General features: G+C 69.7%; 21 protein-coding genes. 14 read left to right on the top strand and 7 right to left on the bottom strand.

Annotation, left to right across the window (positions count from 1 at the left end):
* Positions 1–23: 23 nt before the first annotated feature.
* The gene (locus FSY98_RS05815) at positions 24–1,007 is read right to left on the bottom strand and encodes an acetylxylan esterase (protein ID WP_144874798.1); all 984 of its coding nucleotides are present in this window, start codon (positions 1,005–1,007) and stop codon (positions 24–26) included.
* A gap of 450 nt (positions 1,008–1,457) precedes the next feature.
* The gene (locus FSY98_RS05810) at positions 1,458–1,994 is read right to left on the bottom strand and encodes a CGNR zinc finger domain-containing protein (protein WP_144874796.1); all 537 of its coding nucleotides are present in this window, start codon (positions 1,992–1,994) and stop codon (positions 1,458–1,460) included.
* Positions 1,995–2,032: 38 nt separating this feature from the next.
* Here FSY98_RS05810 and FSY98_RS05805 point away from each other — a divergent pair, with 38 nt between their 5' ends.
* From FSY98_RS05805 to FSY98_RS05770, 8 genes are all read left to right on the top strand, one after another.
* The gene (locus FSY98_RS05805; RefSeq protein WP_144874794.1) at positions 2,033–3,028 is read left to right on the top strand and encodes a DMT family transporter; all 996 of its coding nucleotides are present in this window, start codon (positions 2,033–2,035) and stop codon (positions 3,026–3,028) included.
* A gap of 221 nt (positions 3,029–3,249) precedes the next feature.
* Positions 3,250–4,020, top strand: coding sequence for a GntR family transcriptional regulator (locus FSY98_RS05800; protein ID WP_144874792.1), 771 nt, complete (start codon positions 3,250–3,252; stop codon positions 4,018–4,020).
* A gap of 8 nt (positions 4,021–4,028) precedes the next feature.
* Positions 4,029–5,555, top strand: a complete 1,527-nt coding sequence (locus FSY98_RS05795) for an MmgE/PrpD family protein (RefSeq protein ID WP_144874790.1) — start codon at positions 4,029–4,031, stop codon at positions 5,553–5,555.
* Between the two features lie 89 nt (positions 5,556–5,644).
* Positions 5,645–6,553, top strand: coding sequence for a methylisocitrate lyase (gene prpB, locus FSY98_RS05790; RefSeq protein WP_144874788.1), 909 nt, complete (start codon positions 5,645–5,647; stop codon positions 6,551–6,553).
* A gap of 89 nt (positions 6,554–6,642) precedes the next feature.
* Positions 6,643–7,776, top strand: coding sequence for a bifunctional 2-methylcitrate synthase/citrate synthase (locus FSY98_RS05785; RefSeq protein WP_144874786.1), 1,134 nt, complete (start codon positions 6,643–6,645; stop codon positions 7,774–7,776).
* Positions 7,777–7,878: 102 nt separating this feature from the next.
* The gene (locus tag FSY98_RS05780) at positions 7,879–9,339 is read left to right on the top strand and encodes an MFS transporter (protein WP_144874784.1); all 1,461 of its coding nucleotides are present in this window, start codon (positions 7,879–7,881) and stop codon (positions 9,337–9,339) included.
* Between the two features lie 16 nt (positions 9,340–9,355).
* Positions 9,356–10,615, top strand: coding sequence for a D-arabinono-1,4-lactone oxidase (locus FSY98_RS05775; protein WP_144874782.1), 1,260 nt, complete (start codon positions 9,356–9,358; stop codon positions 10,613–10,615).
* Positions 10,616–10,713: 98 nt separating this feature from the next.
* Positions 10,714–11,289, top strand: coding sequence for an NADPH-dependent FMN reductase (locus tag FSY98_RS05770; RefSeq protein WP_144874780.1), 576 nt, complete (start codon positions 10,714–10,716; stop codon positions 11,287–11,289).
* 74 nt (positions 11,290–11,363) lie between these two features.
* On the opposite strand, the gene FSY98_RS05765 is transcribed toward FSY98_RS05770, so the two are convergent.
* Complete coding sequence (locus tag FSY98_RS05765) at positions 11,364–12,209, bottom strand: NAD(P)-dependent oxidoreductase (RefSeq protein WP_144874778.1); 846 nt, start codon at positions 12,207–12,209, stop codon at positions 11,364–11,366.
* Between the two features lie 57 nt (positions 12,210–12,266).
* On the opposite strand from FSY98_RS05765, the gene FSY98_RS05760 reads away from it, so the two are divergent.
* Positions 12,267–13,205, top strand: a complete 939-nt coding sequence (locus FSY98_RS05760) for an aldose 1-epimerase family protein (RefSeq protein ID WP_186307554.1) — start codon at positions 12,267–12,269, stop codon at positions 13,203–13,205.
* A gap of 66 nt (positions 13,206–13,271) precedes the next feature.
* Here the strand turns inward: FSY98_RS05760 and FSY98_RS05755 are convergent, their stop codons facing one another.
* Positions 13,272–13,853 carry an antibiotic biosynthesis monooxygenase gene (locus tag FSY98_RS05755; RefSeq protein ID WP_144874777.1) on the bottom strand — a complete coding sequence of 194 codons (582 nt, stop codon included), beginning with the start codon at positions 13,851–13,853 and terminating at the stop codon, positions 13,272–13,274.
* A gap of 413 nt (positions 13,854–14,266) precedes the next feature.
* Here FSY98_RS05755 and FSY98_RS05750 point away from each other — a divergent pair, with 413 nt between their 5' ends.
* Positions 14,267–15,454, top strand: a complete 1,188-nt coding sequence (locus tag FSY98_RS05750; protein ID WP_144874775.1) for a thiolase family protein — start codon at positions 14,267–14,269, stop codon at positions 15,452–15,454.
* Positions 15,455–15,538: 84 nt separating this feature from the next.
* Here FSY98_RS05750 and FSY98_RS05745 read toward each other — a convergent pair whose 3' ends face one another.
* Positions 15,539–16,513: a hypothetical protein gene (locus tag FSY98_RS05745; protein ID WP_144874773.1), complete on the bottom strand. Its 975-nt coding sequence runs from the start codon at positions 16,511–16,513 to the stop codon at positions 15,539–15,541.
* Positions 16,514–16,935: 422 nt separating this feature from the next.
* Here FSY98_RS05745 and FSY98_RS05740 point away from each other — a divergent pair, with 422 nt between their 5' ends.
* The 4 genes from FSY98_RS05740 (at position 16,936) to FSY98_RS05725 (ending at position 21,418) form a co-directional block, all read left to right on the top strand.
* Positions 16,936–18,435: a CoA-acylating methylmalonate-semialdehyde dehydrogenase gene (locus tag FSY98_RS05740; RefSeq protein ID WP_144874771.1), complete on the top strand. Its 1,500-nt coding sequence runs from the start codon at positions 16,936–16,938 to the stop codon at positions 18,433–18,435.
* 22 nt (positions 18,436–18,457) lie between these two features.
* Positions 18,458–19,663: an acyl-CoA dehydrogenase family protein gene (locus tag FSY98_RS05735; protein ID WP_144874769.1), complete on the top strand. Its 1,206-nt coding sequence runs from the start codon at positions 18,458–18,460 to the stop codon at positions 19,661–19,663.
* Positions 19,660–20,547: a 3-hydroxyisobutyrate dehydrogenase gene (mmsB, locus tag FSY98_RS05730; protein WP_144874767.1), complete on the top strand. Its 888-nt coding sequence runs from the start codon at positions 19,660–19,662 to the stop codon at positions 20,545–20,547. The genes FSY98_RS05735 and mmsB overlap by 4 nt, the downstream gene beginning before the upstream one ends.
* A 94-nt stretch (positions 20,548–20,641) precedes the next feature.
* Positions 20,642–21,418, top strand: a complete 777-nt coding sequence (locus FSY98_RS05725; protein WP_144874765.1) for an enoyl-CoA hydratase — start codon at positions 20,642–20,644, stop codon at positions 21,416–21,418.
* A 52-nt stretch (positions 21,419–21,470) separates the two neighbouring features.
* On the opposite strand, the gene FSY98_RS05720 is transcribed toward FSY98_RS05725, so the two are convergent.
* Together FSY98_RS05720 and FSY98_RS05715 are read right to left on the bottom strand one after the other, a co-directional pair.
* On the bottom strand, positions 21,471–21,914 hold the full coding sequence (locus tag FSY98_RS05720; RefSeq protein WP_144874763.1) for a YdeI/OmpD-associated family protein: 444 nt from the start codon (positions 21,912–21,914) through the stop codon (positions 21,471–21,473).
* Complete coding sequence (locus tag FSY98_RS05715; RefSeq protein WP_186307553.1) at positions 21,911–22,381, bottom strand: SRPBCC family protein; 471 nt, start codon at positions 22,379–22,381, stop codon at positions 21,911–21,913. Before FSY98_RS05715 ends, FSY98_RS05720 begins: the two co-directional genes overlap by 4 nt.
* Position 22,382: the final 1 nt, after the last annotated feature.

The following is a 22,382-nucleotide window of genomic DNA, read 5'->3' as shown; positions in this document are numbered from 1 at the left end:
CGTGGCGAGCGCGAGTCGGGCGCTCAGGATGCCGCGCGCAGCGACCTGGCGAGATGAGCCCGTCCGTCGCGGACAGCGGCGGCGGTCACGGCATCCGACCCCGGGTACTCCGCATGCCCCGCGGAGAGCACGGGGAGCTCGAGATCTCGCGCGGCGTTCGCGACGCCGAACTGGCCGGGCGGCGGCACATACTGGTCCCACAGGGCGACCTCGACGCGCACCGGCATCCGGGCGAAGCCGAGAGCGCTCGACGCATCGAACAGGCGCAGCTGTTCGCGTGCCTCGGGATGATCCGCGACGAGCGCGCGCACGACCTCGCCGCTGCCGAGGCACGGCACCGCGAGGCGTTCGTCGTACTGCCCGAAGCTCGGCACGATGAGCGTCGCGCCGACGTAGCGGTCGTCCCACGGGATGCCGAGGGCGCCGATGCCGCCGCCGAAGCTCTCACCGACGTAGTACAGCGGCAGGTCGCCGGCGACGGCCACGAGCGCATCGGCGGCGAGCCAGAGGTCTCGCGCACAAAGACCGAGCACGTAGCGCTCGGGGTCGTCGAGTCCCGCGAGCACGTGCTGCTCGACGGGTTCCGGTGCGCCGATGCCGCCGTTCATCGTCGGCAGGCCCCTCGCCACCGGGAAGATCGCCGCCGCGTCGTCGGGAACGCGTGCGAGGTCGATCGCGTCGCGGCCGCCATAGCCGTGCGAGTGCACGACCCCGACGCGGGCTGCGTGGCCGGACGCCGGATCCACCACCCAGGAGCGCAGGCGGATGCCGTTGACGCCCGAATGCTCGACGACGGCGACGGTGCGCCCGTCGACGTTCGTGGTCGAGAGGGTGCGCGGCGCGGCATCCACCGTCTCCGCCGCTGCGCGCCAGCCGCGCCACCTGTCGGCGAAGCCGGGCGGCGGAGCGACCGGGGTCACCTGCCGCAGCGCGTGCTCGTCGAAGCCGTAGGTGCCGTCGAAATCGGCATCCGGGAACCAGGAGTCGTAGGGCGCGGGGAAAGGCATGGCCGGGTCGACGTTACCCGAGCGAGGCCGCGCCGGCATTCCGGGGCAGGAGGCTGTGTTCCTAACCCTGCCGCCGAGATCAGGAGTCTGTGTGCCTGACCCTGCTGCCGAGATCAGGAGTCTGTGTGCCTGGCCCTGCTGCCGAGATCAGGAGGCTGTGTGCCTGGCCCTGCTGCCGAGATCAGGAGGTTCGCCCGAGATCAGGAGGGTGCAGCAGCGATCATCCTGATTTCGGGAGATGTTCCTGTTCTCGGGTGGGGTGGGGTCGCAGGGTCCCGCCGCCGAGACCAGGTGGCGGCCCCTGACCCTGCTGCCGAGATCAGGAGGTTCGCCCGAGATCAGGAGGGTGCGGCAGCAATCATCCTGATCTCGGGAGATGGTCCTGTTCTCGGGCGGGGTGCGAGTTCGGGCGGGGCGCGGCGATCGGGCGGGGAGCGAGCTCGGGCGGGCTCAGGTGCCCGATCGGCGTGCCCGATACGCGGCGACGGCGTTGCGGTTCGTGCAGGTCGGCGAGCAGAAGCGCTTCGAGCGGTTGCGGGAGAGGTCGAGCGCGAGGGCGTCGCACGTGTCGTCGTCGCAGACCGAGATGCGCGAACCCTCGTCGGCGCGGATGACGTCGATCAGCGCCATCGCGGTCTCGATCAGCACGCGCTCGGCGAGGGGCCGATCGTCGGCGACGGCGTGCAGGTGCCAGTCGGTGTCGTCGTGGCGCACGAGCCGCGGGGTGAGGCGCGCCTCGGCGAAGGCGGCATTCACGTGGTCGGCCATGTCGTTGCGCGGCGCGAGCAGCATGCCGCGGAGTCGAGGACGGATGCCGCGCAACGCGGTCAGTTCGGCATCGTCGCGGTCGAGCCGACCGGAGTACGGGAACTCAGCGAGGAAACGGTGCTCGTCGTCGAGGGTCCCGAGGGTCTCGGGGTCTTCCGCCGAGTTGACGAGCCAGACCGCCGCGCGCAGCGCTTCCTCGGTGTCATCGGTGAAGATCATGTTGACACCTTACTCCCTCGGAGCTAGCGTCATCTCTCATGAGCACTGTCACCGATGACGTCCGCGGGGCCGGCGTACGCCTCGGCCTGCCGCTGGCGGTCGCCGCCGCGTTCTCCTTCGGCATGTCCGGAGCCTGGGCGCGTGGACTCATCGACGCCGGCTGGTCGCCCGGAGCCGCCGTCACCGTGCGGGTCTGGGTCGCCGCGCTCGTGCTGCTGATCCCCACGATCCTGTCGCTGCGGGGCCGCTGGCGCGCGCTGCGCAAGAACGCCGGGATGGTCGCCGCCTACGGACTCCTCGCCGTCGCCGCGACCCAGCTCTGCTACTTCCAGGCGGTCGCCGTGATGGATGTCGGCATCGCCCTGCTCATCGAGTACACAGCGCCGATCGCCGTCATCCTCTGGCTGTGGCTGCGACGAGGCGAGAGGCCGAGCCGGCGCAGCGTGATCGGTGCCGTGATCGCCTTCGTCGGACTCGTCCTCATGCTCGACATCGTGACCGGCGCCGAGGTCAATGTGCCCGGCATCCTCTGGGCGCTCGCCGCGATGGTCGGCGCCGCGACCTACTTCCTGCTCTCCGCGAAAGCGGACACCGGGCTGCCGCCGATCGCGCTCGCCGGGGGCGGGCTGCTTCTCGGAGCGGTAGGACTGACGGTCGCCGGCGCCGTCGGCATCCTTCCGCTCGCCTTCACCACCGACGACATCGCCTACCGCTTCGGCACCGTGCCGTGGTTCGTCCCCGTGCTCGCGATCGGCCTCGTCGCGACAGCGCTCGCGTACCTGCTCGGCATCGCATCGACGAGGATGCTGGGTTCGCGGCTCGCGTCGTTCGTCGCCCTGTCGGAGGTCATGGCCGCGCTGCTGTTCGGCTGGCTGCTGCTCGGACAGCTCCCCGACTTGCTCCAGGCGGCCGGCGGAGTGCTCGTGCTGATGGGCGTCGTGGTCGTCAAGCTGGGCGAGCCGGTACCGGCGACCGCGGACGCGGCTGCGCCCGCCGTTTGGTTGGCACCTGCTGCCGGAATTCGCGACGAATAGCCGCACGAGGTGCCAGGTGAAGCGGGGGCCACCCGGGCGTCCCCGCGCTCGGTTGGCACCTGCCGTGGGAATTCTTCGCGAATTGCGGCATGAGGTGCCAGGTGAACGGAGGGTGGGCGAGAAGCGGGGGAGTGGGCGCGGCGCGAGTACGTGTGTATACGTGAGTGTCGACCACGCCGCATCCTGAGGTGCTGACACCGCTCTGTGTATACACTGAGAGCATGTCCGCCGTAGCGACCGAGCGTCTCAGCGCCAGTGAACGCGCCTACGCGACGCTGCTCGACGAGATTCAGTCCGGCCACCTCGCCGCCGGTTCCGTGCTCGGCGAGGTCGAGCAGGCCGGCCGGCTCGGCGTGAGCCGCACACCGCTTCGTGACGCGCTCCGCCGCCTCGCCGCCGACGGGCTCGTCGTGCAGCAGTCGCCGCGGGTCACGGTCGTGGCCGACCTCGATGCGTCCGACATCCGCGCGCTGTTCGAGATCCGCCGGGCGCTCGAAGAGACATGCGCGCGCCTGGCTGCCCAGCGCGGCGATGCCGACCTGTTCGCCGGTCTCGCGGGGGAGTTCGCGCACGTCGACCTCGCGGCGGATGCCGGACGCGACGACTACTACGCCCTGATAGCCCGCTTCGATGCGGCCCTCGACGGCGCCGTCGCCAACGACTACATCGCTTCAGCACTGCGCACCGTGCGGACCCACCTCGTGCGGGTGCGGCGCATGGCGAAGGACAAGCCCGCCCGGCTCGCCGCCTCCGCCGCCGAACACCGCACGATCGCGGAGGCGCTCGCCGCCCGCGACGGCGACCTGGCCGCGCACGCGACGCACGTGCATCTGCACAACGCGCTGGCGGGGATCCTCGAGTCTCTGGATGCTGCGGGGGAGCGCGTTTCGTCACTTCGTCTCGCTCCGCTCGCTCAGCACGGCGCTCGCTCCGCTCGCTCAACGACCGGCGGGGATTCCGCTCGCTCAACGACCACGACCTCCGACCAGTAGGGATCGACATGACCGTCACGCACCACGTCCGCGTCCACCGCAGCGACGAGAACCTCGCGCGCGAGGACCAGCTCGCCTGGAAGATCGCCGAGGTGGCCGCCGATCCCGTCGAGGTCGAGCAGTCGGTCGTCGACATGATCATCAACCGCATCATCGACAACGCATCGGTGGCTGCGGCATCCCTCACCCGCGCCCCGATCGACGCGGCCCGCGCACAGGCGATCAGCCACCCCGTCTCGACCGGTGGCGCAGGCGCCAACCTGTTCGGTGCGCCGCTCGACCACCGCACGAGCCCCGAGTGGGCGGCATGGGCGAACGGCGTGGCCGTGCGTGAGCTCGATTACCACGACACGTTCCTCGCGGCGGAGTACTCGCACCCGGGCGACAACATCCCGCCGATCCTGGCGGTCGCACAGCACACCGGGAAGGACGGCAGGGCGCTCGTGCGCGGCATTGCGACCGGGTACGAGATCCAGATGGACCTCGTGCGGGCGATCTGTCTGCACAAGCACAAGATCGACCACGTCGCGCACCTCGGCCCGTCGGCGGCCGCCGGCATCGGCACCCTGCTGGGACTCGACGTCGAGACGATCTACCAGGCCGTCGGGCAGGCGCTGCACACGACTACCGCGACCCGGCAGAGCCGCAAGGGCGAGATCTCGACCTGGAAGGCGCACGCCCCCGCGTTCGCCGGCAAGATGGCGGTCGAGGCCGTCGACCGGGCGATGCGCGGACAGACCAGCCCTGCCCCGATCTACGAGGGGGAGGACGGCGTGATCGCCTGGATGCTCGACGGCAAGGATGCCGCGTACGAGGTGCCGCTCCCGGCATCCGGCGAAGCGAAGCGCGCGATCCTCGATTCGTACACGAAGGAGCACTCGGCCGAGTACCAGGCGCAGGCGTGGATCGATCTCGCCCGCCGACTCGGCACCGCGAACCCGGCGCTCCGCGACCCTGCGAACATCGACGCCATCGTGCTGCACACGAGCCACCACACGCACAACGTGATCGGCTCGGGCGCCAACGACCCGCAGAAGTACGACCCGACGGCATCGCGCGAGACGCTCGACCATTCGATCCCGTACATCTTCGCGGTCGCGCTGCAGGACGGCGGGTGGCACCACGTCGACTCGTACACCCCCGAGCGTGCGGGTCGCTCCGACACCGTCGCGCTGTGGCACAAGATCACCACGGCAGAGGATGCCGAATGGACGCGCCGCTACCACTCGGAAGACCCCGACGTGAAGGCTTTCGGTGGTCGGCTGGAGTTCCGTCTCGCCGACGGCACGACCGTGACCTCCGAGATCGCCGTCGCCGACGCGCACCCGCTCGGCGCCCGCCCGTTCGCACGCGAGAACTACATCGCGAAGTTCCGTCTGCTCGCCGAGCCCGTGCTCGAACCCGCCGAGATCGAGCGGTTCCTGGAGCTCGTGCAGCGTCTGCCCGAGCTCACGGCCGCCGAGGTCGGGGAGCTGTCGATCATCGGGAAGCCGGGCCTGCTCGACGCCGCGGACGCGCCGAAGGGGCTGTTCTGATGACGCCCCTCCCGTTTCGAATCGCTTGACGTGCAACTTTTCGACCGGGCTTGCTGCAATTCACGCGATTCGAAACAGAAGGAGAACTGATGCTGTACTCGACGACGACGCCGGCCGAGAAGCGGCGGCTGTTCCGCGAACGGCTCGCGAGCGGCGAGCTGCTGCGCTTCCCCGGGGCGTTCAATCCCCTGAGCGCCAAGCTGATCGAGCAGAAGGGCTTCGACGGGGTCTACATCTCCGGCGCTGTCCTGTCAGCCGATCTCGGTCTGCCCGACATCGGCCTGACGACGCTCACCGAGGTCGCCGGACGGGCGAAGCAGATTGCGCGCATGACAGACATCCCCGCGATCGTCGACGCCGACACGGGCTTCGGCGAGCCCATGAACGTGGCGCGCACGATCCAGGAGCTCGAGGATGCGGGGCTCGCCGGCACGCACATCGAAGATCAGATCAACCCCAAGCGCTGCGGACACCTCGACGGGAAGAGCGTCGTCGACGAGAGCACCGCGATCAAGCGCATCCGCGCCGCCGCCGACGCGCGCCGAGACGCGAACTTCCTCATCATGGCGCGCACCGACATCCGCGCGATCGACGGACTGGATGCCGCGATCGATCGCGCCAAGGCGCTGGTGGATGCCGGGGCCGACGCGATCTTCCCCGAGGCGATGCGCGACCTGTCCGAGTTCGAGGCGATGGCGACCGCGCTCGACGTGCCGATCCTCGCCAACATGACCGAGTTCGGCAAGAGCGACCTGTTCTCGACGACGCAGCTGCAGGCGGCGGGCGTGAGCATGGTCATCTGGCCGGTGTCGCTGTTGCGCATCGCGATGGGCGCGGCGGGTCGTGCTCTCGATACGCTGAACGGCGAGGGGCACCTGACCTCGAAGCTCGGCGAGATGCAGCATCGCGCCGATCTCTACGACCTGATCGACTACGAGTCGTACAACCACTTCGACTCCGGGGTCTTCAACTTCACCATCGACACCACTGGCCGTTGAGCGAGCGAAGCGAGACGAAACGCCCCACCACGTTTCGTCTCGTCGCTTCGCTCCTCGCTCAACGACCGAAAGATCACGAAGGAGTGAGCATGACCGAGCCGGACATCAAGAAGGGCCTCGCGGGAGTCGTCGTCGACACCACGGCGATCTCGAAGGTCAACCCCGAGACCAACAGCCTGCTCTATCGCGGCTACCCCGTGCAGGAGCTCGCCGACACCCAGCCGTTCGAGGCCGTCGCCTACCTGCTCTGGCACGGTGAGCTGCCGACGCCCGAGGAGCTCGCGGCCTTCCGCCTCGAAGAGAGGCGGCACCGCGCGCTCGCCGACAACGTCAAGGCGGCGATCGACCTGATTCCGCTCGACGCGCACCCGATGGACGAGGTGCGTACGGCCGTGAGCGTCATCGGGGCCTCCGACCCCGGCGCGGGGGGATCGGTGCTGAACGCGGGCGGCAGCCCTGAGGAGAACCTCGAGCGCAGCATCCGGCTCTTCGCCGCCCTTCCGGCGATCGTCGCCTACGGTCAGCGGCGGCGCCGCGGGCAGGAGCCCATCGAGCCGCGCGACGACCTCGACTACTCCTCGAACTTCCTCTGGATGACGTTCGGCGAGGAGCCCGCCCCGGTGGTCGTCGACGCGTTCAACCGCTCGATGATCCTGTACGCGGAGCATTCGTTCAACGCGTCGACGTTCACCGCTCGCGTGATCACGTCGACATTGAGCGACCTGTACTCGGCGGTCGTCGGTGCGATCGGCGCTCTCAAGGGGCCGCTGCACGGTGGGGCGAACGAGGCCGTGCTGCACATCTTCGACGAGATCGGGGATGCCGGGAACGTCGTGCCCTGGCTCGACAAGGCGCTCGCGGAGAAGCGGAAGATCATGGGCTTCGGCCACCGCGTGTACAAGAAGGGCGACTCGCGCGTGCCGACCATGAAGGCCGCCCTCGACACGCTCGTCGAGCACTACGACAAGCCCGAGGTCGCGGCGCTGTACGACGCGCTCGAGTCGGAGTTCGTCGAGCGCAAGGGGATCTACCCGAACCTCGACTACCCGTCGGGTCCGGCGTACAACCTCATCGGCTTCGACACGCTCACCTTCACGCCGCTGTTCGTCGCCGCGCGAGTGACGGGGTGGACCGCGCACGTCATCGAGCAGGCCGGAGCGAACGCGCTGATCCGTCCGCTCTCGCACTACGACGGCGTCGACGAGAGGCACGTCGAGGGCTGACGTCTAGCGCCAAGAGCGCCCGGAATCAACCGGATGCGCCGACGTCCGCCGCAGGAGTATCACTGATCCGGGACCGTGAGGGTCCCGGATGAAGGAGGCTCCATGTCCGCGTCGGATGTCAATGTCGAGAAGGTGCGCTCACTCGTCCCCGCCCGGATGGACCGGCTTCCCTGGGCGCGATTCCACTGGATGATCGTCGTCGGGCTCGGGTTCTCGTGGATCCTGGACGGCCTCGAGGTGCAGATCGTCGCCGCGAACGGCTACGCCGCGACCCTCGGTATGGGCCCGGCCGAGGTCGGCCTCGCGGGTACCTGCTACCTGCTCGGCCAGGTGTTCGGCGCTCTCGTGTTCGGCCGCCTCACCGACCGACTCGGCCGCAAGAAGCTCTTCATCCTGTCGCTCGCGGTGTACCTCGTCGGATCCGCGGTCGCCGGACTCGCGTTCGCGCCGTGGTTCTTCTACATCTGGCGTTTCGTCGCCGGTGCCGGCATCGGCGGGGAGTACGCGGCGATCAACTCGGCGATCGACGAGATCATCCCCGCGAAGTACCGCGGTCGTGTCGACATCGCGATCAACGGCACGTACTGGGGCGGTGCGGCGCTCGGCGCCGTCGCGAACCTGTTCTTCCTGAACACCGACATCCTCCCGGCCGACATCGGCTGGCGGCTCAGCTTCTTCCTGGGCCCGATCCTCGGACTGCTGATCATCTGGCTGCGCCGGCACATCCCCGAGAGCCCGCGCTGGCAGATGACCCACGGGCGTGAGGACGAGGCCGAGCGCAACGTCGACGGCATCGAGGAGCGCATCCGCCAGGAGGGCAAGGAGATCCCGCCGGTCGACGAGTCGAAGGCGATCACGGTGAAGGAGTACGGCCAGGTGCCGTTCCTCGTGATCGCGAAGGTGCTGTTCCAGAAGTACCCGCGGCGCACGCTCGTCGGCATCACGATGATGGTGACGCAGTCGTTCCTGTACAACGCGATCTTCTTCACCTACGCGCTCGTGCTCGAGAACTTCTACGACACCCCGCCCGCCTCGGCGTCGCAGTACTTCATCATCTTCGCGGTCGGCAATCTCGCCGGGGCGCTCGTGCTCGGTCACTTCTTCGACACGTGGGGGCGTCGGCGGATGCTGTTCCTCACCTACGTCCTCGCCGGGTCGATCCTGCTCGTGAGCGCCTTCCTCTTCAACGCGGGCGTTCTGAACGCGGGCACCCACACCGCGTTCTGGTGCGCGTCATTCTTCTTCGCCTCGGCGGGGGCGTCGGCGGCCTATCTGACGGTGAGCGAGATCTTCCCGCTCGAGCTGCGCAGCCAGGTCATCTCGTACGTGTTCTCGATCGGTCAGCTCGTCGGCGCGATCGCCCCGGTGCTGTACGGGACGCTGATCGGGCAGAGCGCCGAGACCGGTGACCGCGGCCCGCTGTTCTGGGGGTACGTGCTGGGTGCGGGCATCATGATCGTCGGCGGCGTCGTGTGCGGGGTGTTCGGCGTGAGCGCGGCCGGCAAGTCGCTCGAGGACATCGCAGACCCCCTGTCGCTCGTCGAGAGTCCGACGAAGAGCTGACGGTTATCCTGACGCGATGGGCATCGAACGCAACTGGGCCGGCAACGTCGCGTACCGCGCGTCGCGCGTCGCGCATCCGTCATCCGTCGACGAGCTGCGAGCTGAGCTCGCGGCAGGCGGGAAGGTGCGGATGCTGGGCTCGCGCCACTCGTTCTCCGATCTCGCCGACTCCGACGGCATCCTGATCGCGACAGACGGCCTGCCCCGTGTATTCGCGGTGAACGAGGCCCGCGACGCGGTGCGCGTGAGCGGCGCGCTGCGCTACGGCGACCTCGCTCCGCTGCTGGATGCCGAGGGCCTGGCGCTCGCGAACCTCGCTTCGCTGCCGCACATCTCGGTCGCGGGCGCCGTCGCGTCGGGCACGCACGGATCGGGAGACGCCATCGGCTCGCTCGCCACCGCGGTGCGGGCGCTCACGATCGTCACCCCTGCGGGCGCCGTGCGGACGCTGCAGCGCGGTGACGTCGACTTCGACGGCGCGGTGGTCAGCCTCGGCGCCCTCGGCGCGGTGATCGACGTGACTCTCGACGTCGAGCCGGCGTATGAGGTCGCGCAGCACGTGTTCGAGCATCCGGCCTGGGACGCGATCCTGCGCGATCTCGACGACGTGACCGGGATCGGCACGAGCGTCAGCATCTTCTCTACCTGGGAGCGCACCGACGTCGCCGACCAGATCTGGGTCAAGCAGCGGTTGCCCGAGGCGCGCGAGATCACGCGGGCCGACCTGTTCTCGCGCCTCGACGCGGAGCCGGCGGCTGCGAAGCGGCATCCGATCCTCGGCGCCGACCCGATCGCGTGCACCGAGCAGGGTGGCGCACCGGGGCCGTGGTTCGACCGCCTGCCGCACTTCCGACTCGAGTTCACCCCCTCCGCCGGCGCCGAGATCCAGACCGAGTACCTCGTGCCGCGCGCCGACGCGGTCGAGGCCATCCAGGTCGTGCGCACGCTCGCGGGTCAGATTGCGCCGCTGCTGTTCGTGAGCGAGATTCGCACGGTCGCAGCCGATGAGCTGTGGCTGAGCTCGTCGTACGAGACGGATGCCGTCGGCATCCACTTCACCTGGAAGCCCGACGAAGCGGCGGTGCGGGCTTTCTTGCCGACTCTCGAGGCGGCGCTGCCCGGCACGGCGCGGCCGCACTGGGGCAAGGTCTTCACGCTCGACGGCGCCGAGGTGAGGTCGCGCTATCCGCGGTTCGACGACTTCGCGGCCCTCGCCGCCCGCTACGACCCCGAACGCCGGCTGGTCAACCCGTACCTGGAGCGACTCGGTCTCTAGACGGCACCGCCGGTGGGGGTGGACGCGGCGGAGTGGCGGCGCGAGACTGGACGCAGCGTGCCGGGCAGCGTGCTCGGCGTCGATACGGAGGAGCGGACATGGCACACAGGGTCGGGTATTTCGTCGGAAGCCTGTCGTCGACGTCGATCAATCGGATCCTCGCGACGGCCCTCATCGACCTGGCGCCTCAGGACCTCGAGTTCTTCGAGATCCCGATCAAGGACCTGCCTCTGTACAGCCAGGACTATGACGAGTCGTACCCGCCCGAGGCGGTAGCGCTGAAGGAGGCGATCGACTCCGCGGATGCCGTGCTGTTCGTCACCCCGGAGTACAACAGGTCGATCCCCGGCGGGCTCAAGAACGCGATCGACTGGGCCTCGCGCCCGTGGGGGCAGAACTCGTTCGACCACATCCCCGCGGCCGTCATCGGCGCCTCGGTCGGCGCGATCGGCACCGCGGTCGCCCAGCAGAGCCTGCGCGGGGTGCTCAGCTTCTGCAACGCCAGGCAGATGACGGCGCCGGAGGCGTACATCCAGTTCAAGGCCGAGCACTACTCCGACGACGGCACGGTCTCGCACCCCGACACGGCGGACTTCCTTCGGGGCTTCATGACCGAGTTCCGCGACCACATCGAGCGCGTGCTGACGGTGTTGCCGCGCGACACCGACGGCTGACGTGGTCGCTTTCGAATCGCGCAACTGGTTACGCCACCGGTCGAAAAGTGACCATTTGCGCGATTCGAAAGCGGCTAGACGTGGTCGCGCCAGGAGTGCTGCGGGTCGTAGCCGAGGATCCGGCGGGCCTTGTCGATCGACAGCAGCGTCTCGTTCGCACCGACCTCGCGTGCCACGGGCACCTCGGGGAACACCTCGGCGAGCAGCTCGTCGTTCGGTCGCGACATGACCGTGTCCGCCGCCGCGATGATGTACTGCTCGAATCCGACCGGCGCCCCCTCGAGGGCGCGCTGCACGGCCTGAGCGCCGTCGCGCGCATCGATGTAGCCCCAGAGGTTCCATTTGCGGAGCAGGGCGTCGGTGTCGAACGAGGGGAACTCCGCGTAGTCGTCGGGCACCATGACGTTCGAGAACCGCAGCGCGGTGATCGACAGGTCGGGGTGCCAGCGCACGAGCTCGGTCGCGAGATGCTCTTCCAACGTCTTCACCAGCGAGTACACCGACTCGGGGCGCGGCGGGTACTCCTCGTCGACTGGGACGTACGGCGGCGGCACGTCGAACGGAAGCCCGAGCACGGTCTCGCTGGACGCGTAGACGATGCGACGGATGCCGAGGCGCACCGCCGCCCAGAACACGTTGAACGTGGCGGGCATGTTGTTGTGGAAGGTCGCGACGTCGCTGCGGATGCCCGGCGCAGGGATCGCGCCGAGGTGCACGACCGCGTCGATGCCGTCGTGCTGGTCGCCCACCGCGGTCAGGGCGTCGACGACCTGTCCGTAGTCGGTGAGGTCGACCTGCACGAACCCGGGCCCCCGCTGGCCGGAGACGTCCATCCCGATGACCTCGATGCCCGTTGCGCGCAGCTCGCGTGCGACGACGGTGCCGAGCTTGCCCGATGATCCGGTGAGTGCGATGCGCATGTCACCAGCGTGGCACGCCGACGGGTCGGCAGGGCCGTTCGCAATACACTCGACGGCGTGAGTGATTCGACGGCATCGGCGGCGACGCCGCGATCAGGGCGGCAACTGGCGATCGCCGGGCACGGGTACGAGGCCGTGATCGCGAGCGTCGGGGCGACCCTGCGCAGCCTGACCTTCGAGGGGCGCGACCTCGTCGTGCCGTTCGACGCCGACGAGGTGCGGCCGGCCTATCGCGGGGCGACGCTCGCGCCGTGGCCGAACCGCGTCGTCGACGGGCGGTATGCGTTCGGCGGTGTCGAGCGCCGGCTCGCCCTCTCTGAGCCCGAGCGATCGCATGCCCTGCACGGTCTCGTCGCCTGGACCGAGTTCGCCGACCGTGTCGTCGCCGACGACCGCGTGGTGCTGGCCGGCGTGATCGAGCCGCAGACCGGCTACCCGTTCCGTGTCGAGGTCGAGGTCGAGTACCGCCTCGACGCCGACGGCCTGCGCCAGACCGTCACCGGTCGGAACCTCGGGACGGACGCAGCGCCCTGGGGCACCGGACCTCATCCCTACCTCGTGGCCGACCCCGCCGAGCGGGTCGACGACTGGACGCTGACCCTGCCGGCATCCGAAGTGCTCACCGTCACCGACGATCGCCTGAGTCCGGTCGCGGTCGAGCCGGTGGACGCGCATCCGCACTGGGACTTCCGCGACACCCGGCGCCTCGGCGACGTGTTCATCGACCACGCGTTCACCGGGCTGTCGCGGGCGGGCGGCATCGCCGAGGTGCGGGTGCAGACGGCATCCGGCGCGGGCGTCGCCATCGCCTTCGACGAGGGGTGCCCATGGGTGCAGGTGCACACCGCGGACACTCCCGTCGAGGCGACGCACCGCATCGGCCTCGCGGTCGAGCCCATGACCTGCCCGCCGGATGCGTTCCGGTCGGGTGTCGATCTCGTGGTGCTGCAGCCGGGTGGCGCGCACGCGGCATCCTGGACCATCTCCGCCCTCTGACGCCGGCGGGCGCCCGATGAGCGGGACGGAAGATCATTCTCGATCGTTCCCGGCGGTCCGACCGACTCAGCGCGCGAGCCAGCGACGCAACGAGCGCGTGACGTACGGCAGCACCCAGTAGGTCATGATCGGCGTGAGCACGAGGGTCGTGGCGAGCACGCGCAGCCAGATCGGCAGCTCGTTCCACCCGGGGATCGGGCTCATCGCATAGGCGAAGACGAGGTTCACGGGGAAGAAGCCGAGCCAGATCGACACCGCCTGCTTCCAGCGGGGCGGCGCAGTCGGCACCGGGCCGGTGGCTGCGCCATCCGTCTGCACCGTGACGGATCCCGTCGCCGGATCGTCGAACCAGCCCTCGATGCCGCTGCGACGCCGGGAGCGCTCGCTCAGCACGAGGCCTTCGCCGGTGGCCAGCCACGCCGCGCGCTCGGGGGAGTCCTCCCAGGCGACCAGCGTCTCCTCGTCGGCGAAGCGGTAGAGCATGTGCCAGACGTGGGAGTCGGCGCCGGCGCGCACCCACCCGGATCCGAGGAAGCCCGGGTAGGTGTTGGCCTTGTTCACCCCGCGCTGCACCCACTCGGTGGTCTCGGCGATACGCGCCGGATCGACCTCTCGGCGGATGGAGACGGTGATGGAGTCGCTGGACATGGCGGATCCTCGGGGGAGCACGGCCCGGATCGCGGGCTCATCGGCAGGGGATGCGCCGGGGTGCGGACGCACTCCGATTCTATTTCGGATGCCGGTGGCCCGACCGCCCGTTCGCACGGCGCGAAACACTCTGGCGAGTTCGCGGCGGAGGCTCCGACACGGCGAACCTGGACGCGCGCACATGTTGGACCCGTACGGTCGGAGTATGAGCAGTCACAGCTCGTCCGACAAGGACGCAGACAGACGCCCGCCCCTATCCCGCACGGATGAGCCCGTGCGATCAGAAGACCGCGAGAGGGGCGCCCGCGCCCGCTCGCTCAAGCCGCTCCGCATCGTCTCGCGGCCGCCGTACCCCGCGACCTGATCGGCTCCCCTACGTCCTGAGTCCCGCGCGCGGGGTGAGAATGGGACGCATGAGCGCGCGCAGCGAAGCCGTCCTGATCGACGTCGTCCGAACCCCGGTCGGTCGAGGCAAGCCCGGCGGGATGCTGTCGGGCGTGCATCCCGTCGACCTCGCCGCGGGTGCGCTCGCGGCGATCCTCGACCGCAGCGGCCTCGAGTCCCGGCAGATCGACGATGTGCTCCTCGGGTGCGTCAGCCAGGTCGGCGAGCAGTCGTCGAACATCGCCAGGCAGGCCGTTCTCGCCGCCGGATTCGACGAGTCCGTGCCCGCAGCGACCATCGACCGGCAGTGCGGATCGAGTCAGCAGGCCGTGCACTCCGCCGCGCAGGGCATCATCTCCGGGGCGTACGACGCGGTCATCGTCGGAGGCGTCGAGTCGATGAGCCGGGTGCCGCTCGGGTCGTCGGCGTCGGTCGCCGGGAGTCCGATGTCGCCGCGCCTGCGGGCCCGCTACCCCGAGGGGCTCGTGAACCAGGGGGTCTCCGCCGAGCTCATCGCCGCGCACTGGAGGCTCGACCGCGAGACGCTCGACGCCTACGCCGCAGAGTCGCACCGCCGCGCGGCCGCCGCGTGGGACGAGGGGTTCTTCGACCGCACGGTGATCGGGGTCGACGAGGCGCCGGATGCCGCGACGGATGAGACCGTTCGCGCCGGCACCACGGCATCCGCTCTGGCCGGACTGTCAGCGGCGTTCCGCACCGATGCGCTCGCGGAACGCTTCCCCGAACTCGACTGGCGCATCACCCCGGGCAACTCCTCGCCGCTCACCGACGGCGCCTCCGCCGCTCTGCTGATGAGCGCGGAACGCGCGGAAGAGCTGGGCCTCGCGCCACGTGCTCGTTTCCACTCGTTCACCGTGGTCGGCGACGATCCCCTGATGATGCTGACGGGGCCGATCCCCGCGACCCGCCGCATCCTCGACCGCACCGGACTCTCGATCGACGACCTCGACGCGTACGAGGTCAACGAGGCCTTCGCGTCGGTGCCGCTCGCGTGGGCGGCCGAGGTGGGGGCGGATGCCGCGAAGCTCAACCCCCGCGGCGGGGCGATCGCCCTGGGGCATGCGCTCGGGTCGTCGGGCACGCGGCTGCTCGGCACCCTCGTCGATCACCTCGATGCGGTCGGCGGGCGATACGGATTGCAGACGATGTGCGAGGGCGGCGGCATGGCCAACGCGCTGATCGTGGAGCGGCTCTAGTCGGGGCCTTTCGCTTTCGAATCGCTTGCCTTGCAGCTTTCGACCACGGAGAACTGCAATTCAAGCGATTCGAATGGTCGAGGCTCAGGGCCGGAGTGCGGCGGCGACCCGGCGCACGAGAGTCTCCGGGGAACGCAGAAGTGGAGCGGTGACCTCGATCACGGTCCATCCCGCTGCTCGCAGCGCGGCGAGACGCTCGACATCGGCCGCCCATCTCTGGCCATGCAGCATGCCGAGGTACTCGATCGCGACTCGCTGCGCGGGATACGCCATATCCACGCAGGCGACGAATCGTCCGCCCACGCAGACGTCGAAGTTCAGTTGAGGCTCAGGAAGTCCGGCGTCGATGAGGATGCAACGGACGAGGCTCTCGCGCGGCGACCACGCGTCGGTGCGAATGAGGTCGAGGGCGGCCCGAAGCCGCGCGGCGCCGCGACGACGACCCGCCTCCATCGCGCTCCGCAATTGCGTGACGTTCGCGAGCGGGGGCCGACCCACGTCTCTGCGTCCATGACCCGCCCGCCACACTCTGCAGAAGTAATCGCCGAGCGCGACGAGGTCCGGCACGGACAGTGTGCCGAGCGATGCCCAGGTCGCCGACGGTGACGTCGCCCTGAGCCCCCGATGCTCCTCCACGGTGGTCATACTCGACAGCGTCCTGTGGCCTTTGATGCCCGTCGCGCGCGGGAACGGCACGTGTCCTGAGGCGCTGACATGGAGGGGGAGCTCGCCGTACTCCGCGATGCCGCCGGTGTCCGAGAACTCGAGCGGCAGCGGAGCGCCCCAGATCGATGCGGCGGTGGTGTGGCTGAAGAAGTGGCCGGAATGCAGGCGGACCGCATAGATGCGTGCGCGTTCCACGCGGCATAGGCGCTGCCGTTCGTACGGGTCTTCGATGTCGCGGAAGGCGTTCGACGCACCGCGCGGGATCCGTACGCCCTGGAAGGGCGCGACCAGTGCGCGACGTCGCAGCTCGCTGCGGCTGGCGCCTTCGAGCCGCGCGATGTGCACAGAGAAGGCGGCGTCATGGGGTCCGAGGGGTTCGTCGTCGGTGCTCATGACGGCACGCTGGCACGGCGTTCGTGCAGTGGCGGGGTTATCCACAGACAAGGTCGATTCGAATCGCGCAAAGAGCGAGTCGAAGGCCAGGAAAACTGCAACTCAAGCGATTCCAACGCCCGCCCGCGCCCCGACGAAGAAGACCCCCGCCGACCCGATTCGGCGGGGGTCTTCGCGGCGGGTGACACCGCGACGGGAGCGGGTGCTCACCGTGAGCGCGGATGACTGACTACCCGATCCGGTCTGAGTCGATGTGTCCGCGCATCTGCAGTTGTAGTCGGCCGAGGTGTCCGGACGGTGAACGGGCGGAGAACTCGTCGTCCCGCAGCACCGATCGCCAGATAGATGGATGCCCTAGTAATTCATCGGATGCCGAAGTACACTCGCATTGTGCCAAAGACGGCCCGGAGGGACATCGCACAATGACTCGCACCATCGCGCATCTCATAGGCGGATCGCATCTGACTCCCGAAGACGGCCGCTTCGCCGACGTCTTCGATCCCAGCTCCGGCACCGTGCAGGCCCGGGTGCCGCTCGCCTCGGCCGACGAGGTGCGAGCAGCCATCGCGAACGCCGAGGCCGCGCAGGTCGAATGGGCCGCCACCAACCCGCAGAAGCGTGCGCGGGTGCTGCTGCGGTTCCTCGACCTCGCGCAGCGCGAGATGCAGTCGCTCGCCGAGCTGCTCGCGAGTGAGCACGGCAAGACCGTCGACGACGCGAAGGGCGACATCCAGCGCGGGCTCGAGGTGATCGAGTTCTCGGCGGGCGCGCCGCACCTGCTGAAGGGCGAATACTCGACAGGGGCGGGAGCCGGCATCGACGTCTATTCCATGCGCCAGCCGCTCGGCGTCGTCGCCGCCATCACCCCCTTCAACTTCCCCGCGATGATCCCGCTCTGGAAGGCCGGGCCCGCCCTCGCCGCCGGCAACGCGGTGGTGCTCAAGCCCAGTGAGCGCGACCCCTCGGTGCCGGTGCGCCTCGCCGAGCTGTTCCTCGAGGCGGGGCTGCCCGCCGGCGTCCTCAACGTCGTGCACGGCGACAAGGAGGCAGTCGACACGCTGCTCACCGACGACCGCATCCGTGCGGTAGGCTTCGTCGGCTCGACGCCCATCGCCGAGTACATCTACGCCACCGCTGCCGCGCACGGCAAGCGCGCCCAGTGCTTCGGTGGCGCGAAGAACCACATGATCGTGATGCCGGACGCCGACCTCGACCAGGCCGTCGACGCGCTCATCGGCGCTGGCTACGGCTCGGCGGGCGAACGCTGCATGGCCATCTCGGTCGCGGTGCCCGTCGGGGAGGGGACGGCGGATGCTCTCGCGGCGAAGCTCGTGGAGCGGGTCGAGCGTCTGCGCGTCGGCCCGGCGCTCGCGACGGACGTCGACTACGGACCCCTCGTCACCCGCGCTGCGGTCGAACGCGTGGAAGGGTACATCCAGCAGGGCGTGGACGAGGGCGCGACGCTGCTCGCCGACGGCCGTGGCTTCACGGTGCCCGGTCACGAGGAGGGGTTCTACCTCGGCCCGACCCTGTTCGACCACGTCACGACCGACATGGCGATCTACCGCGAGGAGATCTTCGGGCCGGTGCTCGTGATCGCCCGCGCCACCGACTACGAGGAGGCGCTGCGCATGGCCTCCGAGCACGAGTACGGCAACGGCGTCGCGATCTTCACCCGCGACGGGGATGCCGCACGCGACTTCGCCGCCCGCGTCGAGGTCGGCATGGTCGGCGTCAACGTCCCCATCCCCGTCCCGATCGCGTATTACACCTTCGGCGGCTGGAAGCGCAGCGGATTGGGCGACCTCAACCAGCACGGTGCCGACGCGTTCCGGTTCTACACGAAGACCAAGACGGTCACCAGCCGGTGGCCCTCCGGCATCCGCGACGGAGCGAGCTTCGTCATCCCGACCATGCACTGATCCCGCGGCACGAGGACACACCATGACCGACACCATCACCGTCACCACCGCCGAGGAGCGCGAGGCCATCATCGGCGCCGTCCGCGAGTTCGCCGACACCGAGCTCGCGCCCTACGCCGCCGAGCGCGACGAGAAGCACCTCTTCCCGCGCGAATCGCTGCAGAAGGCGGGCGAGCTCGGCCTCGGCGGCATCTACGTGCGCGAGGAGTTCGGCGGCACGGCGCTCAGCCGCACCGACACCGTCGCGATCTTCGAGGAGCTCGCGAAGGGCGACCCTGCCGTCGCGGCCTACATCTCGATCCACAACATGGTCGCGTGGATGATCGACACCTACGGCGACGAGACCCAGCGCGCGGCCTGGCTGCCGCAGCTCACCGCGATGCGGGAGTTCGGCGGCTACTGCCTCACCGAGCCGGGAGCCGGATCGGATGCCGCCAACATCGCCACGAGCGCGGTGCGCGACGGCGGCGACTACGTGCTCACGGGCGCCAAGCAGTTCATCTCGGGTGCGGGGGAGGCCGCGGTGTACGTCGTCATGGCCCGTACGGGCGAGCCGGGGGCCCGCGGCATCAGCGCGTTCCTCGTGCCGGGCGACGCGGAAGGGCTCAGCTTCGGAGCGCCGGAGAAGAAGATGGGCTGGCACGCGCAGCCCACGCGGCCCGTGATCCTCGACGGGGTGCGGGTGCCGGCATCCGCTCTCCTGGGCGAGGAGGGGCGCGGGTTCGCCATCGCGATGTCGGCCCTCAACGGCGGGCGCCTGAATATCGCGGCGTGCTCGCTCGGCGGGGCGCAGTGGGCGCTCGACCGCACGGTGCAGTACGTGCACGAGCGCGTGGCGTTCGGGGAGCCGCTCGCCGAGAAGCAGTCGATCCTGTTCCAGGTGGCCGACATGCGCACCGACCTGCAGGCCGCGCGGCTCATGGTGAGCGACGGGGCGAGAGCGGTCGACGCGCACGCGCCGGACGCGACCATGCGCTGCGCCATGGCCAAGCGCTTCGCGACGGATGCCGGCTTCGACGTCGCCAACCGCGCGCTGCAGCTGCACGGCGGGTACGGCTACCTGCAGGACTACGGCATCGAGCGGGTCGTGCGCGACCTGCGCGTGCACCAGATCCTCGAAGGGACGAACGAGATCATGCGCCTCATCGTCGGCCGCGAGATGCTGCGGGCCTCGGGATCGGCGACCCTCCAGCGCGGCGGCGCGACCGCGACGCGGAGCGCGTCGTGACCTCCGTCGCGTTCCTCGGCCTCGGGCACATGGGGCTGCCGATGGCGCGCAATCTCCTCGCCGCTGGACACGAGGTGCACGGCTTCGACGTCGTACCGGCGGCGATCGAGGCGGCGCGCGCCGCCGGCATCCCGGTCGCCGCGAGCGGAGCGGATGCCGTGGCGACCGCCGACGTCGTCATCACGATGTTCCCGGCGGGGAAGCACGTGCTCGACGCCTACCGCACCGAGCTGCTGGCCGCTGCGCGACCGGGCGCCCTGTTCATCGAGTCGTCGACGATCGCCGTCGACGAGGCGCGGGCGGCGCACGCCCTCGCGCTCGCCGCCGGCCACCGACACATCGACGCCCCCGTCTCGGGCGGTGTGGTCGGCGCCGAGAACGGGACGCTCGCGTTCATGGTCGGCGGGTCGGACGAGGACTACGTCGCCGCGCTGCCGCTGCTCGAGGTGATGGGCGCACGGATCGTGCACTGCGGCGGTCCGGGGCTCGGGCAGGCGGCGAAGGTCTGCAACAACATGGTGCTCGCGGTGTCTCAGATCGCCGTCGCGGAGGCGTTCGTGCTCGGGGAGCGGCTCGGGCTCGAGCACCAGGCGCTGTTCGACGTCGTGTCGCAGGCCTCCGGGCAGTGCTGGTCGATCACGACGAACTGCCCCGTTCCCGGTCCGGTGCCGACGAGTCCGGCCAACCGGGACTACCGGCCCGGCTTCGCCGGGGCGCTCATGGCGAAGGACCTCGGCCTCGCGATGCAGGCGATCGAGCAGACCTCGACGGATGCGCGGATGGGGCGCCTCGCGCAGGAGCTGTACGCCGCGTTCGCCGCCGGCGACGGCGCCGCTCGGGACTTCTCCGGCATCATCACCGACATCCGAGACGGGACCGTGTGACGATCGTCGTGCGGGGGGTTTCGAATCGCGCAAAGTGCAACGATTCGGCAGCCCTCGTTGCAAAGCACGCTATTCGAAGACGGAGAGGGACTTCATGACCGAGTACGAGACGATCCTGGTCGAGCAGCGTGGGCGGGTCGGATGGATCACCCTGAACAGGCCGCAGGCGTTGAACGCCCTGAACTCTCAGTTGGCCGAGGACATCACGGCCGCGGCTCAGCAGTTCGACCTCGACGACGGCGTGGGCGCGATCGTCGTCACCGGCTCCGAGAAGGCGTTCGCAGCAGGTGCCGACATCAAGGAGATGGAGGGCATGTCGGGCGCCGAGATGCTCGAGACCGACCATTTCGGCATCTGGCACGAGTTCGCCGCGGTGCAGACGCCCGTCATCGCCGCGGTGTCGGGCTTCGCGCTGGGCGGCGGCTGCGAGCTGGCCATGATGTGCGACATCATCCTCGCCGCCGACACCGCGAAGTTCGGTCAGCCTGAGATCAACCTCGGCGTCATCCCCGGTATGGGCGGCACGCAGCGGCTCATCCGCGCCGTGGGCTACTACAAGGCCGCCGAACTCGTCCTCTCCGGCCGCTTCATGGGCGCCGAGGAGGCGGAGCGGTCGGGACTCGTGTCGCGCGTGGTCCCGGCATCCGACCTGCTCGACGAGGCAGCGACGCTCGCCGAGACGATCGCCTCGAAGTCGCTGCCATCGGTGTACGCGGCGAAGGCGGCGCTGGACGCCGCGATGGAGACGTCGCTCGCCGACGGCCTCGACCACGAGAAGCGGGCGTTCGCTGCTCTGTTCGACACCGCCGACCAGAAGGAGGGCATGGCTGCCTTCCGGGAGAAGCGTGCACCCGACTTCCAGAACCGCTGATCCGCTGCGATCCATTGACCCGACGCGGATCCCGACGGGAGGCGCCCGGCGATCAGCCGCGCAGCGCGTCGAGGATCTTCTCGATACGCCGGTCCCGCGTCGCATCCTGCTTGGCCTCGGCGACCGAGCGGGCGTGCTCCTTGCGGGCCGAGGGAGAGAGGGCGTCGAAGGCGGCGCGCAGCGCGGGGTCGGCGTCGAGCGCGGCGGCGAGCGGCGGCGGCACCTCGACGGTGCGCTCCGCGGCATCCACACGGATGACGGCGTCCACCTCCTGGCCGATCTCGACTCCGAGGTCGCTCCGCACGGCCTTGCTGAACCCGATCATGTTCTCGCCGCCCATGCGGGCGAGCCGCAGTCGGGCGGTGCGTCCGTCGATCGTGACGGCGACCGGGAACGCCTTGCCCGCGCCGAGCGACGACACCTGCTCGTCGGTGAGAACGAGGGCGGCGGCGGGGCCGCGTCCGATGAGGGTGGTGCGGACACGCAGTTCGCTCATGGCGACAGGGTACGCCCGTGGCCCTCGATCTCGAAGGAAATGGTGTCGTTGCGCTCAGCGATCAGGCGTCGCAGGTATGCCGTCATGAACAGACGGTCGACGAGGCGTCCGATCGGGCCGAACGGCGAGCGGAACGTGATCGTGTCGCGCATGAGCGTCCCGATCTCGTGCGGGAGAAACTGGTGCTCGTGCAGGAACGCCCGGAAGGGGCCGGCGATCTGGCGGTCGCGGAACCCGTGGGGCTGGTCGATGTCGAACACCATCGACCGCAGCCGGAACGGGATGCCGAGGTGCCGCGCCCGCCACGTGACCGTCGACCCCTCTGTGAAGACACCGCCGGCCGGCGCCTCGACCATGGTCTCGCCGAGGCGAGCCATCGACCGCACGTGCAGCTCCGGATCCAGCGCCGCGGAGAAGACATCGGCCGGGGCAGCGGCGATCACCCGCTCGAGCACGAAGCGCGCCATG

The sequence above is a fragment of the Microbacterium sp. 1.5R genome, assembly GCF_007667425.1.
Taxonomy (GTDB): domain Bacteria; phylum Actinomycetota; class Actinomycetes; order Actinomycetales; family Microbacteriaceae; genus Microbacterium.
Note: the sequence above shows the minus strand (reverse complement) of the source record. Positions and strands in the feature narration are given on the sequence as shown.

Bases quoted from the DNA above. Each gene is read 5' to 3' on its own strand.
- FSY98_RS05725 (WP_144874765.1), top strand. From the start codon at position 20,642: ATGACCGAGTACGAGACGATCCTGGTCGAGCAGCGTGGGCGGGTCGGA.
- FSY98_RS05720 (WP_144874763.1), bottom strand. From the start codon at position 21,914: ATGAGCGAACTGCGTGTCCGCACCACCCTCATCGGACGCGGCCCCGCC.
- FSY98_RS05815 (WP_144874798.1), bottom strand. From the start codon at position 1,007: ATGCCTTTCCCCGCGCCCTACGACTCCTGGTTCCCGGATGCCGATTTC.
- prpB (WP_144874788.1), top strand. From the start codon at position 5,645: ATGCTGTACTCGACGACGACGCCGGCCGAGAAGCGGCGGCTGTTCCGC.
- FSY98_RS05750 (WP_144874775.1), top strand. From the start codon at position 14,267: ATGAGCGCGCGCAGCGAAGCCGTCCTGATCGACGTCGTCCGAACCCCG.
- FSY98_RS05715 (WP_186307553.1), bottom strand. From the start codon at position 22,381: ATGGCGCGCTTCGTGCTCGAGCGGGTGATCGCCGCTGCCCCGGCCGAT.
- FSY98_RS05735 (WP_144874769.1), top strand. From the start codon at position 18,458: ATGACCGACACCATCACCGTCACCACCGCCGAGGAGCGCGAGGCCATC.
- FSY98_RS05765 (WP_144874778.1), bottom strand. From the start codon at position 12,209: ATGCGCATCGCACTCACCGGATCATCGGGCAAGCTCGGCACCGTCGTC.
- FSY98_RS05805 (WP_144874794.1), top strand. From the start codon at position 2,033: ATGAGCACTGTCACCGATGACGTCCGCGGGGCCGGCGTACGCCTCGGC.
- FSY98_RS05755 (WP_144874777.1), bottom strand. From the start codon at position 13,853: ATGTCCAGCGACTCCATCACCGTCTCCATCCGCCGAGAGGTCGATCCG.
- FSY98_RS05740 (WP_144874771.1), top strand. From the start codon at position 16,936: ATGACTCGCACCATCGCGCATCTCATAGGCGGATCGCATCTGACTCCC.
- FSY98_RS05795 (WP_144874790.1), top strand. From the start codon at position 4,029: ATGACCGTCACGCACCACGTCCGCGTCCACCGCAGCGACGAGAACCTC.
- FSY98_RS05745 (WP_144874773.1), bottom strand. From the start codon at position 16,513: ATGAGCACCGACGACGAACCCCTCGGACCCCATGACGCCGCCTTCTCT.
- FSY98_RS05780 (WP_144874784.1), top strand. From the start codon at position 7,879: ATGTCCGCGTCGGATGTCAATGTCGAGAAGGTGCGCTCACTCGTCCCC.
- FSY98_RS05775 (WP_144874782.1), top strand. From the start codon at position 9,356: ATGGGCATCGAACGCAACTGGGCCGGCAACGTCGCGTACCGCGCGTCG.
- FSY98_RS05800 (WP_144874792.1), top strand. From the start codon at position 3,250: ATGTCCGCCGTAGCGACCGAGCGTCTCAGCGCCAGTGAACGCGCCTAC.
- FSY98_RS05810 (WP_144874796.1), bottom strand. From the start codon at position 1,994: ATGATCTTCACCGATGACACCGAGGAAGCGCTGCGCGCGGCGGTCTGG.
- FSY98_RS05785 (WP_144874786.1), top strand. From the start codon at position 6,643: ATGACCGAGCCGGACATCAAGAAGGGCCTCGCGGGAGTCGTCGTCGAC.
- FSY98_RS05770 (WP_144874780.1), top strand. From the start codon at position 10,714: ATGGCACACAGGGTCGGGTATTTCGTCGGAAGCCTGTCGTCGACGTCG.